The following is a 17312-nucleotide window of genomic DNA, read 5'->3' on the forward strand; positions in this document are numbered from 1 at the left end:
CCTTATAAAGCCATTGTGCTGCCGGGTTTTTATATATAGGAATAACGAAGACTTAAAGAGAGAATTAAGGATTAGTTTTTATGACGCAGCCAACCGCAACCAATGAAAATGAAAAGCCCGACGGTGCATTGCTAAAAACAGCGGTGCATGAACACAAAGCTATCAGCAAACGTGGTTTTTTAGAGCGGTTGTTTACGCTTTCGTTTCGCGGATTTGTCTATCCGCAGATCTGGGAAGATCCGGAAGTTGATCTTGCGGCGCTGAAGCTTGATAAAACCAGCCGGGTTATGACGATTGCTTCGGGCGGATGTAATGTGATGAATTACCTGACCGAAAGCCCGGACAAGGTCAAGGTTATAGACCTTAACCCGGCGCATGTGGCGTTGACCCGGCTTAAGATCGCCGCGATTAAGCATCTGCCGGATTATGAAAGTTTCTTTGCGTTTTTTGGGCACGCTGATGAAAAACGTAATATTGAAAATTACGATACATACATTGCGCCGCATCTGGATGCTTTTTCCAAGAAATACTGGGAAGGGTGGAGTCCATTGCGAGGTCGGCGTATCAATTACTTTACCAAAAATTTGTACCAGTTTGGATTGCTGGGGCGGTTTATTTCGCTCGTGCATATTCTGGCAAAAATTTACGGGCAGGATCCACGGGAGATTTTAGAAGCCAAGACACAAAAGGAACAGGGTGAAATTTTTGACCGCACTTTGGGGCCGATCTTTGAGAAGAAGTTCGTGCGCTTTATTTGTAATATGCCTCCTGCCCTGTATGGTCTTGGCATTCCCCCGTCACAGTTCGATGACCTGAAAGGTGAGGCCGACATGGCCGATGTCCTGAAAGCGAGATTGCGCCGTCTGGCCGTGGATTTTCCAATTGAGGATAATTATTTCGCCTGGCAAGCCTTTGGGCGGGGCTATGATCGTGCGTATAAAAAGGCTGTGCCGCGCTATTTGAAAGAGGAATATTACGAAACACTGAAAGCCAACGTGGATAAAGTTGAGGTTCACCACACAACAATTACCGGGTTTTTGCAATCACAGCCGGCAAGCAGTCTGGATTGTTACGTCTTTCTGGATGCACAAGACTGGATGAATGATAAGGCCCTGAACGTTCTGTGGAGTGAGGTTGTTCGCACGGCGTGTCCAGGCGGGCGCATTATCTTCCGCACTGCCGGGGACGAAAGCCCGCTCACCAACGCGCTTTCAAAAGACATTTTGGAAAAATTTGATTATGACCCGACACTCTCTGCCGAAGCCGTGAAGAAAGACCGCTCGTCGATTTATGGCGGGTTTCATGTCTATACTTTTAAGGCTGGAAAAGAAGCTGCAGCAAAAAAGAAAAAAGCGGCATAGGACATGAGTGAAGAGGCAGACACAAAAGACGAAATGAACCGCATGTATCGCTGGACGCGTCACGTTTACGATGCGAGCCGGAAATATTTCCTGCTGGGCCGCGACCAGTTGATCAATACATTGCGTCTGAAAGACGGCGAGCATGTTTGTGAAGTAGGATGCGGAACAGCGCGCAACCTGATCAAAATGGCAAGGCGTTATCCGAAAACACATTTTTATGGTCTGGATGCTTCAGATGAAATGCTCAAAACCGCACGCGGATCTTTGAAATTTTCGGGGCTGAGTGAACGCGTTCATGTCAAACAAAGTTTTGCGCAGAATTTTGATCCTCAAGAGTTATTTAATCTTAGCGCTCCGCTGGATAAAATCTTGTTTTCCTACGCGCTTTCTATTATTCCGCCATGGCAGGACTCTATCGATCATGCGGTGCAACTGCTGGCGACGGGCGGTGAAATCCATATTGTTGATTTTGGCGATATGAAGGACCAGCCCGCGTGGTTTAAAAAAATAATATTCTGGTGGATTTCCCTGTTCCATGTCTATCACAAGCCTGAAATTTTAGAGCATTTGCAAGATCTTGTCCGCAACGGCCAGGGCACGCTCAACATTACCCATCTGTATAACGGTTATGCGTATCTGGCGGTATTTAAGAAAACCTAAGCGTAGCGGTGTTTCATTAATCGTTTGAATACGGGATTCATAATATTAGCGGGGGCTTCGTTCTTACCGGTGATCCAATTATAAAGATCGGGATCGTTTTCTTTTAGGATTTCATCGTATTGTGACAGCTCATCTTCGCTGAAATCCGGGACATATTTGCGGGCGAAGGAGCCGAGCAAGAGGTCCATCTCCTTCGTCCCGCGATGTTCGGAACGAAAGATCAGGCGCTTGCGTTTATTTTCAAGCGATTCTACTGTCATAAAAGCGAGTTTAATAAGGAAAGGCGCGTAAATGAAAGCTTTTTTAAAGGAAAATATGGTTTTGGCGGCGGGTATCGCCCTGCCGTTATTGTTGGCCTTGATCTTTTTCGGCGCGACGCAGATGGGCAAGGCTACCATAGATCCGCCGCGCTACAGCGTTATTTTCGCGGCGGACTACTATCACAACAATAATAACTATCCCTACAACCTGGTAATCGAAAAAGATCAGTTGCGCTTTGTGTATATCCCTCCTGAAGAAAAGGATTCCTATCACAACTGGCAAAAACCCCGGCTGTTTGTTTACAACCCGGTTAAAAATGAAAGCCATGAGGTTGCATTGCCCAACATTAAGGATAAGAAAAAGAAAATCGACGAGGTCATTGAAGACATTCACGCTCAAAAACTCTCTTCCCTGAAGGAAAGTCCTGACGGTTTCGTTTTTGATCATGATTACCGCGGCGGCGGTAATTTAATGACAGAGCTTTTTGGCGGAGGTTACCGCTCACGCTCTCGTCATGTTTTAAGAAAAGCCTCTTACAGCGTCCCTGTACCGAAGTCAGAGCGTTATAACTCGGAGTTTATTGGCTGGATTATCGAGCCGGCGGAGACTGCTGATGACTAGTGACGCGATGAGCAAAAAAGACGCGCTGGAGCAAATCGTAGCTTTGGCGCGGGCGCATGATATTACGCTGGATGAAATCGGTGCACATCTGACCAAGGGGGCGTTGAAAGACAAAAGCGGCGGCTGGTTGAGCCGGGTTTTGGGCTATCTGGGCGCGGCGTTTATTTTTGGCGGGCTGGCGCTGTTTATCACGATGATCTGGGACGATCTGAACAGCCCGGCGCGGGTGATTATTACCTATGGGCCGGGGATTGTTGCCTTTATCCTCGGCATTATGGTTTTGAAAGATGAGCGCTATGAAAAGGCCTCGACGCCGTTATTTCTGAAAAGCGCAGTGTTGCTGCCTACGGGTATGTTTGTTTTCCTGCATGAATATGCCGATGGCGACGATGCACAATTGGCGGCCATGATTGTCTTTGGAATTTTATCTTTACAATTCCTGTTGCCGTTTTTCAAACTTCAGCGTACAAGCCTGCTGTTTTTTGCGTTTCTGTTCTGGAATTCATCAGTCGGCATTTTGATGGAGCGCGCCGAGGTCCCCGGCGAGTTGATCGGCATTGGGTTGGGAGTCTCGATTATGGCGGTGGCCTGGACAATTGATCGTACGCAGTACCGCGCCATTGCTCCTTTTTATTACTTTTTAGGGAGCGTCGGTTTGCTGTGGTCGGTGTTTGATGCTGTTGAGGGTATACCCGTCATTGATATTCTCTATTTACCGCTTACCATATTTTTGATGCTGGTCAGCACGCGAATGCATAGCCGGACTTTGCTTCTGGTTTCAACTTTCGCTTTGCTGGGCTTTTTGGGATATTACACCGATGAATATTTCGCCGATGTGACGGGTTGGCCGATTGCGTTGATGCTGATGGGCTTTATGCTGATCGGGGTGAGCGCCTACGCGGTGAAGCTGGGGCGGCAAATCGGTAAAAAGCCCCTTTAAGCCGCGCGACATATCGCGTAAGACTTAAAGACCATGTCCCGACCGTTTGAACTTGATGCGCTGTTTCGAAGCCTGACCGCCTTGCCCGGTGTAGGGCCTCGCAATGCCAAGCTGTTTGAAAAGCTCTGTGGCGGGCCGAAGGTACTCGATTTGCTCTGGCATTTTCCGGTGGATTTCATCGACCGGCGGTTTTCTCCGGCCATTGCCGAAGCGCCGGAGGGGCGCGTGGCGACGATGGAAGTTACGGTGACAAACCATATCCCTAATGCACGGCGCAACCAGCCCTATCGCGTTAAGGTGCGTGATGAAAGCGGCGTTATGACGCTGACCTTTTTCCATGCCCGTAAAGACTGGATTGAAAAACAGCTCACTGAGCGGGAAAATGTGATTGTCAGCGGCAAAATCGAATATTATCAGGGCAACCCGCAAATGGTGCATCCGGATATTGCAGCGGTGGAGGAACGCACCAGTCTGGAAACTGTCGAGCCGATTTACCCTTTAACAGCGGGACTGACGAATAAGGTTGTGCGCAAGGCTATGACGGGCGCACTTGGGTTTGTTTCTAAATTGCCGGAATGGCTTGAGCCGGAATATAAGAAACGCCAGAAATGGGACGATTGGGACGTAGCGTTGGCAAGCGCCCATGAGCCGGAAAATATGCAAGCATTGTTATCCGAGCATCCGGCGCGGGCGCGACTGGCTTATGACGAATTGCTCGCCAATCAATTGACATTGGCTTTGGTGCGTCATCGTCAAAAACGAATTGGCGGGCGGGTTTATAAGTGCAACAGCGTTTTGCGTGGTAAGTTGTTGGAAGCCCTGCCCTTTGCACTGACCAGAGCACAAAAGCGGGCCTTGACCGAGATTGATAAAGATATGCATGCGCCAACGCGGATGCTACGCCTGTTGCAGGGCGATGTGGGCAGTGGGAAAACGGTGGTGGCGGCGATGGCAATGCTTTCGGCTGTAGAAACTGGCGCGCAGGCTGCTATAATGGCTCCGACTGAAATTTTGGCACGCCAACATGCGGAAAGTTTAAAACCATTGCTGGAAGCTTGCGGTGCACGATTCGTGATTTTAACAGGCCGGGACAAGGGTAAGACGCGCGAGGTTTTACTGGAGCAAATCGCGAACGGCCCGGAAAAAAATGGCGCGCAGATTGTCATCGGTACGCATGCTCTTTTTCAGGAAGGTGTTGAGTTTGCTGATTTGGGCCTTGCCGTAATTGACGAGCAGCACCGCTTTGGTGTGCATCAGCGTTTGATGCTGACAGCCAAGGGACGCGGCACCGATGTTCTGGTGATGACAGCGACGCCGATCCCACGAACACTGACTATGACAGCCTATGGCGATATGGATGTCAGCCGTCTGGATGAAAAGCCGCCGGGACGCAAACCGGTGGAAACACTATTGATCCCCAATGACAAGCTGGAGGATATGATTGAGGGCCTCGCACGAAAGATCAAGGACGGAGCGCGAGTGTATTGGGTGTGCCCGCTGGTTGAGGAATCCGAAGTGCTTGATCTGGCCGCGGCGGAAGAACGGTTTGATATTTTGCGTTATCGTTTCGGCAAGGTCGGCCTTGTCCACGGGCGGATGAAGGCGCAGGACAAAGACGAGGTGATGCAGCGCTTTGCCGCCGGAGAGCTGGATATCTTGGTAGCCACAACGGTGATTGAGGTCGGGGTCAATGTGCCGGAAGCAACCATCATGGTGATTGAGCATGCCGAGCGGTTCGGGCTGTCGCAACTTCACCAGTTGCGCGGACGCGTGGGCCGTGGGAGGGATCAGAGCTATTGCTTTTTGGTATATGCCGGACCACTGGGGGAAACCGCGAAAGAGCGTTTGTCGATTATGCGTCAGACCGAGGACGGGTTTTTAATCGCCGAAAAGGATCTGGAATTGCGTGGCGCGGGTGATATTCTGGGGGTTAAGCAAAGTGGACTGCCCGTCTTCAGGCTGGCGAATTTATCAGTGCACGGGGAATTGCTGGCGGCGGCGCGCGATGATGCGCAATTAATTATGGAGCGTGACCCTGAGTTGGAAAGCGAACGCGGGAAAGCGCTGAAAACCCTGCTCTATCTATTCGAGCGCGATCAGGCAATACAATATTTACGGTCAGGCTGATTTCTTTGCCGTTGGCTTCTTTTGAGCGGCTGGTTTCTTTTTCGGCTTAGTGGCCGGAGACGGGACTTCGATGTTCAGCTCGCGCTTGATATGCCCCATTTCCTTGACGATGCAATCGATGGTGAAAGTGACTTCTTCCATTTCCTCGCGGGACGGCATCCCGTAACCACGAGCCACTTCATCGCCGCCGATGACGCGAGCCGGAATACCCAGTGCGGTCTTGCCTTCGGGGATGTCATTGGTCACAACAGAGTTCGAGCCGACCTTCGCATGTTTGCCAACCGTGATATCGCCGAGCACTTGCGCACCGGCACCGATCATCGCGCCATCTTCAATCGTAGGGTGGCGTTTTTCGCCGCGTTGGTCTGAACGCCCGACCCCGCCGAGGGTCACGCCGTGATAAATAGTAACGTCATCGCCAATGATGGCGGTCTGGCCGATCACCACGCCGGTGCCGTGATCGATGAACAGACGCTTGCCGATTTTGGCTTCCGGGTGAATTTCGATGCCGGTCAGAATGCGTCCGATATTGGCTATAAAGCGTGCCAACGCGCGCAGCCCCAGCCTCCATATGGCGTTATTGAGACGATGAAACAGCAAAGCATGAAAACCGTTATAGCCGAATACGACCTCCAAAAAAGTTGGCGCGGCCGGGTCGCGGGACTGAATGGATTTTATATCTTCAACTAAACTCATAGGGCGTCATTATCCTTACTTGGAATTTCCACCTCTATCCGGCGGCGTGATAATACCTGCAGAAACCACCAGCTTGACAGCCTCTTCGACCGTCATACTGAGATAAACCAGTTCTTTTTTCGGGACAAACAGCAAATAGCCGGAAGTCGGGTTGGGGGTCGTGGGCACAAAAACGTTGATCGTTTCCTCATCAGTAACGCGTTGGACTTCACCTTTACTCACCCCGGTTACAAAACCGATGGACCAAACGCCTTTACGTGGATATTCCAGCATCACAGCTTCGCGAAAGGCGCTCGACTGACTGGCCATGATGGTTTCGAAAATCTGTTTAATCGCGCCATAGACTGTGCGGATCACAGGCATACGATCAAGGATGTATTCATAGACACGAATAATCAGGAGACCAAGAAAGTTGGTCGCGAACCAGCCAATGACAATAAAAAATGTTAGCGCGACAATAAGTCCAAGGCCAGGAATTGCGGTTTCGCCATAAAAACCTTCATACCATTCTTTTGGAATGATCCGGGAAACCTTGTCGTCTATGAAAGTCAGAAACACATAGGTGAGGTAAATGGTGATTGTAATTGGCGCGGTAACGACAATCCCCGTTAGCAGGTAACGCCGGATGCGCCCTGCCAAGCTGGTTTTGGCCATCCCATGCTCTTCGCGATGTTCATTGGGGGTGTTTTCGTTCATGACGCGCATCATGCCGCGCCCTACAGTGAAAATCAATGGGGAAAGTAAGAGAATGCGATGACGCTTCCTTTGTCTATTATATCAGTGGATTATAGGAACAGAACAAGGATTTAGGCAGTAGACTTGAAAATAGTTTTTATTGTACACTGTGCTGTCGGTATTATATTCACGAGAACACCTATTAGTTCTCATATTCTCAGGTAGCCTTAAGATACGAGCATAAAATGAGTTCCCTCCCTTTTCAGGCCATTAAAAAAAGCAGGATTTCCAATGACTGGCGCGTATCAAAGCTTCTTGACAGAAGGGAAAAAGAAAGACGTCTGTCCGGCAATATTAATGCGTCTTTGTTTGCCTATATAACGCCTCTCATGCTTATAATTGCGCTTGTTGTCATCGCAATCATAATTTTTTCTTTCAATACACTGTATCTTTATTTTGAAACAAATATCTATCTCAATGGCCTAATCATATTTTTACTCAGCGTCTCAATGTTCTTGACGTTTTACAATAACTATAAGCTTTACACTACGGCGTTATTCTTCAAAAGAATAGAGCGTGTTAGCGCTCAGGATATTATAAAAGACCAAGAGGTTAACGAATTACATATCATTCTTGAAAATGATACACCTATGCTGAATACGAAGCAGATGCATAACAGTATCAACAATCTAAAAATTTTTGGACATCCAAATTTTTCAGATAATGATGCCCGTATTATTAAATCCAAACTCGGCTATCGTATTCGTTTAAGACGGTCCGATGTAAGTTTTAACGCCGGTATCTTGGTTATGCTAGGTCTCTTGGGTACGTTTTTAGGGTTGTTAAAAACAATTGATGCTGTTGGTGAGGCGATGTCAGGCATGTCCAATCTTGGCGGCGATGGCGGCGAGATTTCAGCAGATACCATGTCCAATTTCATCGGCTCCCTATCCGCACCGTTGCAGGGGATGGGGCTGGCGTTTAGTTCGTCTTTGTTTGGGTTGTCAGGATCTCTTATGATTGGGTTCTTTAATCATTTGTGCGGAGGCGCACAAGACAATTTTATTGAATCAGCCAGTCGCTGGATTGACAACCGTATCCCGCAGTTTGATCCGGAAAAAGACATTGATGATGAAACAAATCGTCCTGCGACCGAAGACGATCTCAAAACCTGGCTGGCCGGTTTTGTGCATCTCTCGGTTAAAACCAATAAACAAATTGCCAGTTTGTCTCAGGCCGTTTTGTTATCCTTACAGCAATCTGCAAGAGTCTATTCGACGCTCGATAAAATTGCGCTGGGACAGGAGAATATGGCTGATAAATTTGATAATACAGCTAAAGGCTTACAGACATTGAATACCCAAAATCAGGCCCTCATTAAATACAGTGCTCAATCGATAGAAACTGTTGGGGCGCTGAAAGAAGCATCCGTGGAAAATCTTTCGCGTGTTAGCGGGCAGTTAGGCACCCTTTCCGAAGACTTACAGAATACACTCAACCAGTCAGTAGCAGCAGCGCAAAATACACAAAATATATTGCAAGCGATGCTGTCCCAAATCGAAGAGCTTAAAAACGTATCACAAGACAAAACGGTAGTCACTGCTCTCGGTCAGCAGATTATGTCCGTTGAAAATACCTTGTTACACATTCACAGCGAACAGGCTAGCCTGCTTGAAAACGTAGCCAGAAGCCAACTCAGGGCAGAGAATGTGACACCTCATCTCGGTCGGCTTGAAGCTTTATTGGAAGAGTTAAACAAAAAGCACTATGCAATGTTACAACAGCTCAGCACGATCGTGTCTTCAGCGCATATATCAGGACAACCTGCTGATTTCTCAGAATTAAGTTCCGACATACAAGAACTTTTGGATGAACTTGATAAAGACGATGGTAATATTTTTAAAAATTTTCTAACACTGGGCTTCGGTTCCCCAAAAAAATAGGGCTTGAGTAAATGTCAGAAAGAAGGGAAGACGACCTTTCTGCTATAGCATGGCCAGGTTTTGTGGATATTCTCTCTGCCGTGATTATTATGTTTGTCTTCTTTTTAATGATTGTCGCCACAGCTCTGTACTTTCATATTTTGATCTTTAAGAGTCAGTTATTGGCGGATGCGGCAATGTCTCAGATGAAGGTTGAAAGTGAAGAAAAAGCGATTGTTCATCAGATGCAAACGCAATTTGCTGAATCTAAAGAACAAGAAATTGAGTTTGATACCAACATGGATTCTCTCATTATCTTTTTTGGAAGTGATTCAATCTCCTTGCTTTCGCAAAACCTTGATAAAATTAAAACACATATTGCTCAGAATGTGCCGGGAGATCCCAATGGATATAACGTTAAAATTGAGGCATCAAAAACCCCAAAAACTTACGAAAATGCCGCCAGGAAAGTTGCGTTGGCGCGAATGTTAAATGTTCGTAATGCTATTTTGCAAGCTGGTTTTCCAAGTGATACAATTGATCCGGGCATTGTAGACGGTGAAGAAATAAAAGACACATACCACTGGGTCAGGGTTACATTCGAGAAAAAATGATGAGCACGTTTAATCAACATATAAAAAGAACCATAGCCTTGGCCTGTATTGTTGCCGTATTTACAGTTGCTTCTCAACAGAGTCTGGCTCAGGAAGTTCAGCAACCTACGTCGGAAGGTTTTCCAATTTCTTTAAACTCAATGGTGTTGTTTGCCCTGTATGAAAATCCTGATATTAATCTGCTAAAAGCCCGCGAAGAGCAGACCTATTATTCGATTAAAGAAAAAGAGGCGAGCTACTATCCGGAAGTCGTATTAGATGTTGACGGGGGACGTGAGTTTAACGATCCGGCCACAGGTGGAACACCTGGCTCTAGCGGAACGAATAATACAGGGGGTATAAAATTAAGTCTGTCACAGTTGGTTTTTAACGGTTTTAAAACGTCTCATGAGATTAGGAATAGAGAAAACCTAAACAAGGCCTCTCAGTTCAGAACGCAGGCGACAATCGAGGAAGTGATTAATGAAACAGTTGAGAACTATCTTAAGGCTCTGCGGTTTCAAAAAGATATTACCGTTATTGAACAGCTGCTTATTGATGTAAATCGTCATGTTTCAACGATTGAGGAAATGTTTGAAGCTGGAGCCGCCGGGAAAGTTATGCTTGAGTACGCGACATCCAGACAGGCATTCGCGACGACAGAACTTAACCGTGCGCATTCATCATTGAACGATGCAATCAGTAATCTTGAATTTTTAGTGGGAAAGCTGCCGCCAGATTTTCTTGCCATCTCCCCCGAAGAGCTGCGCCCCAGTAAACTTGATATGCAATATTATCTGAAAGCAATTGAAGAGAATAACAATCAGGTTTTAGCAGGTCTGACCGAAATAGCTGCGATGAAAGAAACGCTAAAGGCGGAAAAAGGTAAATATATGCCTGAAGTTCGTTTTAATCTTTTAGCCGACCAGTCCCATAATGATGGCGGTCGCATTGGCAGACAAACCGAATTGTCTGCGAAGTTTCGCTTAAACTATAAACTTTTCGACGGTGGCAAACGTGATGCTGCTGTTAAGCGGATTCGCGGACAGGTCAGCGAGCTTAATTATAAAAAAGAGCAAATCGTCAAAGAGCTCAAAAAAGAGGTTAAGCTTGCCTATAATCAGGTTGATGCCAATAAAACCGCGCTGGCCCTTACAGATATCGAAATTTCTTCCAATATTGGTCAAACGCGTCTTAACGAAGAGAACTTTAAACTGGGAAATATTAATGTCATCGAATTAATTGAGAGTAACGAACGGCTAAAAGATGCCTACCTTAAAAAGAATAAGCTAAACTATGAGATGCATCTCAATGCTTATTCATTGCTGGTGCTCACTAATATTCTCCAAAAAGAATATTTCTGTGAGACCTGCTAGAGGTGGTCTCGGAGAGGTGGTCTCGGTTCTTCGGCCAGCTTTGCGGCGAAGTTAAGCTACGATCGGTTGGTTATTGTCATGCCGCCTGCCTGTGGTTTTGTTTCTCCGGGTGAAGGGCGCGGCCGCCGGAGCCGTTAGGCGGAGGCGGCAAGCCCGAGGCCGGAGAAACAAAATTTCGTTCATCATAAACGTCGTCCGGGGTTTGTCCATCAAATACCGAATGCGGCCTCTGCGCGTTGTAAAACGCCAGCCAGCGCCCGATATCCCGCCTGGCTTGCAGGCCGCTCTCGAACGCGTTCAGATACACGCATTCATATTTCAGACTCCGCCACAGCCGCTCGATGAACACATTGTCCATCCAGCGGCCCTTGCCGTCCATCGAGATCGCGATCCCGTTTTCTTTCAGGACGCCCGTCCACGCGTCCGCCGTGAACTGGCTGCCCTGATCGGTATTGAAGATCTCCGGCGGCCCGTAGCGGGCGATGGCTTCCTCCAGCGCCTCCACGCAAAAGCGCGTTTCCATCGTGTTCGACAGCCGCCAGGCCAGCACCTTCCGGCTGGCCCAGTCCATGATCGCTACCAGATACAAAAACCCGCGTTTGACAGGGATGTACGTGATATCCGCGCACCATACATGGTTCGGGCGGGTGATCGTGAGCCCCTTGAGCCGGTAGGGATAAATCCGGTGGCCGGGATGCGGCATCGAAGTGCGCGGCCTTTGATAGACCGCCTCGATTCCCATCAGGCGCATCAGACGCCGCACGCGGGTGCGGCCTACCTCGTACCCCTGACGGCGCAGATGCCGGGCCATCTGACGGGATCCGTAAAACGGGGTTAGAGGTGGTCTCGGTTCTTCGGCCAGCTTTGCGGCGAAGTTAAGCTACGATCGGTTGGTTATTGTCATGCCGCCTGCCTGTGGTTTTGTTTCTCCGGGTGAAGGGCGCGGCCGCCGGAGCCGTTAGGCGGAGGCGGCAAGCCCGAGGCCGGAGAAACAAAATTTCGTTCATCATAAACGTCGTCCGGGGTTTGTCCATCAAATACCGAATGCGGCCTCTGCGCGTTGTAAAACGCCAGCCAGCGCCCGATATCCCGCCTGGCTTGCAGGCCGCTCTCGAACGCGTTCAGATACACGCATTCATATTTCAGACTCCGCCACAGCCGCTCGATGAACACATTGTCCATCCAGCGGCCCTTGCCGTCCATCGAGATCGCGATCCCGTTTTCTTTCAGGACGCCCGTCCACGCGTCCGCCGTGAACTGGCTGCCCTGATCGGTATTGAAGATCTCCGGCGGCCCGTAGCGGGCGATGGCTTCCTCCAGCGCCTCCACGCAAAAGCGCGTTTCCATCGTGTTCGACAGCCGCCAGGCCAGCACCTTCCGGCTGGCCCAGTCCATGATCGCTACCAGATACAAAAACCCGCGTTTGACAGGGATGTACGTGATATCCGCGCACCATACATGGTTCGGGCGGGTGATCGTGAGCCCCTTGAGCCGGTAGGGATAAATCCGGTGGCCGGGATGCGGCATCGAAGTGCGCGGCCTTTGATAGACCGCCTCGATTCCCATCAGGCGCATCAGACGCCGCACGCGGGTGCGGCCTACCTCGTACCCCTGACGGCGCAGATGCCGGGCCATCTGACGGGACCCGTAAAACGGGGTTTGCAGGAATTGCGCGTCAATCAGCCGCATCAGCGCCAAATTGTCCGCGCTCTCCCCGCGCCGCTCGTAATACCAGCCAGAGCGGCTGATCCCCAGCAACCGGCACTGCGCCGCGATGCCGATATTGTCATTGGACGGGTCTACCATTTCCTGCCGCCCCCGGACCGCAACCGGGCGGAGGCATCGGCTAAAAAATCACGTTCCACTGTCAGCTGTCCGATCTTGGCGTGCAAGTCCCTGACCTCGGCGTTATGCGCGTCCGCTCGCGATTCCAGCTTGCCCGCAAAACCCGCCTCCAGCGCAGCCAGAGCCTCCTTCTTCCAACGGTGAATGACCGTCGCATGCACCCCGTAACGGGATGACAGCTCCGTGATCGGCGCGTCCTCCCGCAACGCCGCCAGCGCAACCTGCGCTTTAAACTTCGCCGGGTAGTTCTTCCTTGTCTTGCTCATAATCCATGACCCTCCTTCGGTCATAGATCGTAGCTTAACTCACTGTCCGAATTCTTGGGACCACCTCTGTTTGCAGGAATTGCGCGTCAATCAGCCGCATCAGCGCCAAATTGTCCGCGCTCTCCCCGCGCCGCTCGTAATACCAGCCAGAGCGGCTGATCCCCAGCAACCGGCACTGCGCCGCGATGCCGATATTGTCATTGGACGGGTCTACCATTTCCTGCCGCCCCCGGACCGCAACCGGGCGGAGGCATCGGCTAAAAAATCACGTTCCACTGTCAGCTGTCCGATCTTGGCGTGCAAGTCCCTGACCTCGGCGTTATGCGCGTCCGCTCGCGATTCCAGCTTGCCCGCAAAACCCGCCTCCAGCGCAGCCAGAGCCTCCTTCTTCCAACGGTGAATGACCGTCGCATGCACCCCGTAACGGGATGACAGCTCCGTGATCGGCGCGTCCTCCCGCAACGCCGCCAGCGCAACCTGCGCTTTAAACTTCGCCGGGTAGTTCTTCCTTGTCTTACTCATAATCCATGACCCTCCTTCGGTCATAGATCGTAGCTTAACTCACTGTCCGAATTCTTGGGACCACCTCTGCTTGATTGATGAAGACCCTACTTAGATTACTTCTCGCGCAGTGCATTTTCTCGGATTTGTCTGAATGGTTTGAGAATGGCATGCAACACAGAAACCCTGCCGGCCAGAATATTAATCTCAGCGGTCATACCTGGAAAAACGGGTAAATTTTTACCAATTTCCGGCGTATCAATTTCAACACGGATTTCATAATACTCTACACCCTGATTATCAACGAAACTATTCGGACTGATGTAGACAAGCTTCCCTTTCAGACCGCCATAGAGTGTATAATCATAGGCGGTAATTTTTGCAACAACGGGTAAGTCCGGCCAAACTTTTCCGCGATCATTCGTCGGAATACGCCCTTCAATAACTAGCTTGTCTTCAACCGGCAGGATCTCAGCCAGACGATCACCGGGCTTTAAAACACCACCAATAGTGTTAATAAAAATCTTGTTCACAATTCCATTAACGGGAGATTTCACCGCTGTACGCGATACCTCGTCGGTAATGGCACGAATGCGTTCTTTAAGCTTTTTTATATCCACCTGAACGGTATTTAGCTCTTCTCCAGTTTCAGAAATCCACTTCTGTTTAGTTTCTTCAACCAGATTTGTGATTTCTGCAAGTTCACTTTTCACGATGGGAATTTCCTTCTTAGTGCGCGCAACCCGCGTTTCAAAGTTTTTAACATCGCTGAGCGTTTCAAGGTATTGGCTGCGCGACATCGCTCCGGACCGGCGTAGTTTTTGTCTAATTTCCAACTGTTCCTGGGCGACGGATAATTCTTTTTCAAGGTTTTCGGTTGTCGTCGACAAATCATCGAGCTTTAAGACTTTTTGTCTCATACGTTTTTCGAGACCACTCATTTTTTCTGACATTTCAGATCTGCGCGATTCAAAAATTTGTTTCTCCGCCTGGATAATTTCCGGATAATTTTTGTGCAATTCGATGGGGAATTCCGGCACAGTGTTTTCACCCAACTCAGCCTGTAGCCTTAAAAATTTTATTTCTTTAGACTTTAAGGCGATTTGCAACTCTTCTTTTTCAGACTCGGCGCGTTGATTTTTAATATAAAAGATCACGTCGCCTTTTTTGACCTGTTCACCTTCCTGTTTGGCAATTTGCTCGATAATCCCTCCTTCAAGATGCTGTATAACACGCGTATCTCCCGCCGGTGTTACGCGTCCCATTCCACGGACCTGTTCATGAATTTTTGTGACAGAGGCCCAAATGAAAAACGAGATAAGGCACGCCACTACAAGCCAGAGCAATGGACGGTAATGCCAGTTATCATCAACCTTTGTGAAATAATCCCTTATCATTTATACGCTCAATTTCTTAAGTATTTCATCGCGTGGGCCATCGGCAAGTATATGCCCGCGATCCAGCAAGACCAACCGTTGGACCAATGGCAAAAGCGTCGTTCTATGCGTAACCATGATGAAGGTCTTATCTTTTATATACGCCTCCAGCTTTTGCTTTACATGAAACTCAAGCGCGTGGTCCATCCCTGTCGTTGGTTCGTCAAAAATAAGGATGCGCGGCCGTTGTATAATCGCTCTAGCCAAGGCAATTGCCTGTTTTTGACCGCCTGACAGTCTCGTACCTAATTCCCCCACTTCCGTATCCAGCCCTTGCGCAGAGTGCTGGATGACAATATCAAGCCCGGAAATCGAAATTGCTTCCTGAATTTGTTGTTCATCGATATGTTCGCGGCCCAGTAAAATATTATGCCGGATAGAGCCACGGAAAAAGAATGAGTCCTGAGGCACATAGGCGATTGTCCGGCGCAGCTCCGTTGTCGGGATTGCACTGTAATCATACCCATCGAGAGTAAGCGTACCTTCCTGTGGAGAGATAATATTGGCCAACACTTTTGCCAGTGTTGATTTACCGGCCGCCGTTTTACCAATCAAGCCGATCGATTCTCCGGGCTGAATATCAAGATTAATATTTTCAAGCGCTCTGGTGCTTTGTTCTTCATATTTAAAACTCAGTTTCTGAAGCCTGAGAGTTCCGTGGAAAGGCCCTTTCGCTGATTTTGTAACATCACGCGTGTCTTCATGGGTGGCTTGAAAAAACTTATCAATGACTTTTAACACATCATTAGATTGTTTCAGGTGAGCAATTACACCGGAAAGTCCTACGATCGGTCCAATGGCCCGTCCAGAAAGAATAGTACAGGCAACAAGTCCCCCGACCGTAAGATTGCCCGCATCAATCTGGTAAACACCGAAAAATACGACTAGGATGTGCCCAGTTTGGGACAAAAACATAGACATATTTGACATGAGGGATAGCATGAAAGAGTTTTGACGTGTAACTCTTGCCGCATGTTTAACGTTTGTATTCCATTTAAACAAGCGGGCGCTGATAGCATTAAACAGGCGTGCCGTTTCCAACCCGGCCAGGGTTTCAATCAACAAAGAAGACTTATTCTGAATCGCGCCGAAATACTGTTCTGTCATACGGCTAATTGGTATATGAGAAGTGAAGTTCATCGCCACAATGATAACCGCAATGCAAATCGGCACCATCACCAACGGTGGAGATAGTAAATAAATCACGCACAAAAACACTAGCGCAAAGGGAAGATCAATTAGTGTAGGCATCAGACGGTTGGCATAAAACTCCCTGATCCCCTGCAATTCTCTAAAAATGTTGGCTTGTTCGCCGATAGAAATATTCAGATCAGACGGTCGCATTCTAGAAAAACGTTCCATCAACTCAAAATCAAACTGTGCCCCAACATCCTCAGCTATACGCTCCAGTATATAGGATCTTAGGGTTTTAAATAGAAAATCAAATAACAGCGCAATTAAAACGCCTACAGTCAGAACGTAAAGTGTTTCATGTGCAAAATTAATAACAACACGGTCATAGACATTCAGTGTAAAGATTGGAATGGCCAAAACCAGTAAATTAATAAAGACAGAGGCAACAAGAATTTCTTTGTATCGTGAGCGATATTGAACAAGCGGCTTCCAGAACCAGTCCAATGCATGCCCGGTCTGCATATGCCTTGTATCAACGCCTGTTTGTGACGGCGCAGCGATAACAAGAAGCACGTTATTTGCTGTTTCACTCAGATTAATTTCATTTGCGTTACCATGCGTTTTCCTTGGCATACAGAGCGCATTTTCACCATTTTGCGTTTCAACGATCATTGGATATTCAGTCTTTTGAATATCCGTATCTTGGAGAGAGGCATATCGCGTTTGAAAACCCAGCCTTTTTAAGATTTCAGCTGCCAAGGCCTGACCATGTTTTTCCTCAACCGAAACAGTATTATGTACCAGCCCCTCAAGATCAACATCGAGATCATAAAAAACCAGTAAATCGCGTAGAATTTGTTTAATATTGTTGTTGGAAATATTCATAACGGCGCGATGC

15 protein-coding genes and 2 pseudogenes are annotated in these 17312 nt (G+C 48.4%); 8 read left to right on the forward strand and 9 right to left on the reverse strand.

Annotation, left to right across the window (positions count from 1 at the left end):
- Positions 1–80 precede the first annotated feature (80 nt).
- Positions 81–1361 carry a DUF3419 family protein gene (locus tag H6859_05080; GenBank protein ID USO06543.1) on the forward strand — a complete coding sequence of 427 codons (1281 nt, stop codon included), beginning with the start codon at positions 81–83 and terminating at the stop codon, positions 1359–1361.
- Between the two features lie 3 nt (positions 1362–1364).
- On the forward strand, positions 1365–2021 hold the full coding sequence (locus tag H6859_05085) for a class I SAM-dependent methyltransferase (protein USO06544.1): 657 nt from the start codon (positions 1365–1367) through the stop codon (positions 2019–2021).
- On the opposite strand, the gene H6859_05090 is transcribed toward H6859_05085, so the two are convergent.
- A complete protein-coding gene (locus tag H6859_05090) occupies positions 2018–2281 on the reverse strand; it encodes a succinate dehydrogenase assembly factor 2 (protein USO06545.1) in 264 nt (87 codons plus the stop codon). The genes H6859_05085 and H6859_05090 overlap by 4 nt on opposite strands.
- A gap of 31 nt (positions 2282–2312) precedes the next feature.
- On the opposite strand from H6859_05090, the gene H6859_05095 reads away from it, so the two are divergent.
- From H6859_05095 to recG, 3 genes are read left to right on the forward strand one after another with little or no spacing between them, the layout of a single operon-like run.
- Complete coding sequence (locus H6859_05095) at positions 2313–2903, forward strand: hypothetical protein (protein ID USO06546.1); 591 nt, start codon at positions 2313–2315, stop codon at positions 2901–2903.
- The gene (locus H6859_05100) at positions 2896–3843 is read left to right on the forward strand and encodes a DUF2157 domain-containing protein (GenBank protein USO06547.1); all 948 of its coding nucleotides are present in this window, start codon (positions 2896–2898) and stop codon (positions 3841–3843) included. Before H6859_05095 ends, H6859_05100 begins: the two co-directional genes overlap by 8 nt.
- A gap of 33 nt (positions 3844–3876) precedes the next feature.
- Complete coding sequence (gene recG, locus H6859_05105) at positions 3877–5970, forward strand: ATP-dependent DNA helicase RecG (protein USO06548.1); 2094 nt, start codon at positions 3877–3879, stop codon at positions 5968–5970.
- Here the strand turns inward: recG and cysE are convergent.
- Positions 5962–6666 carry a serine O-acetyltransferase gene (cysE, locus tag H6859_05110; GenBank protein USO06549.1) on the reverse strand — a complete coding sequence of 235 codons (705 nt, stop codon included), beginning with the start codon at positions 6664–6666 and terminating at the stop codon, positions 5962–5964. The two genes, recG and cysE, sit on opposite strands and share 9 nt — an antisense overlap.
- A 15-nt stretch (positions 6667–6681) precedes the next feature.
- The gene (locus tag H6859_05115) at positions 6682–7371 is read right to left on the reverse strand and encodes a DUF502 domain-containing protein (GenBank protein USO06701.1); all 690 of its coding nucleotides are present in this window, start codon (positions 7369–7371) and stop codon (positions 6682–6684) included.
- 215 nt (positions 7372–7586) lie between these two features.
- On the opposite strand from H6859_05115, the gene H6859_05120 reads away from it, so the two are divergent.
- The 3 genes from H6859_05120 to H6859_05130 are packed head-to-tail and all read left to right on the forward strand — an operon-like array spanning position 7587 to position 11232.
- Positions 7587–9284, forward strand: coding sequence for a hypothetical protein (locus H6859_05120; GenBank protein ID USO06550.1), 1698 nt, complete (start codon positions 7587–7589; stop codon positions 9282–9284).
- Positions 9285–9295: 11 nt separating this feature from the next.
- Complete coding sequence (locus tag H6859_05125) at positions 9296–9877, forward strand: hypothetical protein (protein USO06551.1); 582 nt, start codon at positions 9296–9298, stop codon at positions 9875–9877.
- Positions 9874–11232, forward strand: coding sequence for a TolC family protein (locus tag H6859_05130; protein ID USO06552.1), 1359 nt, complete (start codon positions 9874–9876; stop codon positions 11230–11232). Before H6859_05125 ends, H6859_05130 begins: the two co-directional genes overlap by 4 nt.
- A gap of 178 nt (positions 11233–11410) precedes the next feature.
- On the opposite strand, the pseudogene H6859_05135 reads toward H6859_05130, so the two are convergent.
- The 6 genes and pseudogenes from H6859_05135 to H6859_05160 all read right to left on the reverse strand — a co-directional run bounded on the left by H6859_05135 (position 11411) and on the right by H6859_05160 (position 17299).
- Positions 11411–12064 (reverse strand): annotated as a pseudogene (locus tag H6859_05135) (IS3 family transposase).
- Positions 12065–12237: 173 nt separating this feature from the next.
- A pseudogene (locus H6859_05140) lies at positions 12238–13343 on the reverse strand (IS3 family transposase).
- Positions 13344–13377: 34 nt separating this feature from the next.
- A complete protein-coding gene (locus H6859_05145; GenBank protein ID USO06553.1) occupies positions 13378–13560 on the reverse strand; it encodes a hypothetical protein in 183 nt (60 codons plus the stop codon).
- Positions 13554–13865, reverse strand: coding sequence for a transposase (locus H6859_05150; GenBank protein ID USO06554.1), 312 nt, complete (start codon positions 13863–13865; stop codon positions 13554–13556). Before H6859_05150 ends, H6859_05145 begins: the two co-directional genes overlap by 7 nt.
- 95 nt (positions 13866–13960) lie before the next feature.
- Complete coding sequence (locus H6859_05155; protein ID USO06555.1) at positions 13961–15241, reverse strand: HlyD family type I secretion periplasmic adaptor subunit; 1281 nt, start codon at positions 15239–15241, stop codon at positions 13961–13963.
- Positions 15242–17299, reverse strand: coding sequence for an ATP-binding cassette domain-containing protein (locus tag H6859_05160; GenBank protein ID USO06556.1), 2058 nt, complete (start codon positions 17297–17299; stop codon positions 15242–15244).
- Positions 17300–17312 lie beyond the last annotated feature (13 nt).

It is taken from the genome of Rhodospirillales bacterium, assembly GCA_023898785.1.
Classification (GTDB): Bacteria; Pseudomonadota; Alphaproteobacteria; order Micavibrionales; family Micavibrionaceae; genus TMED27.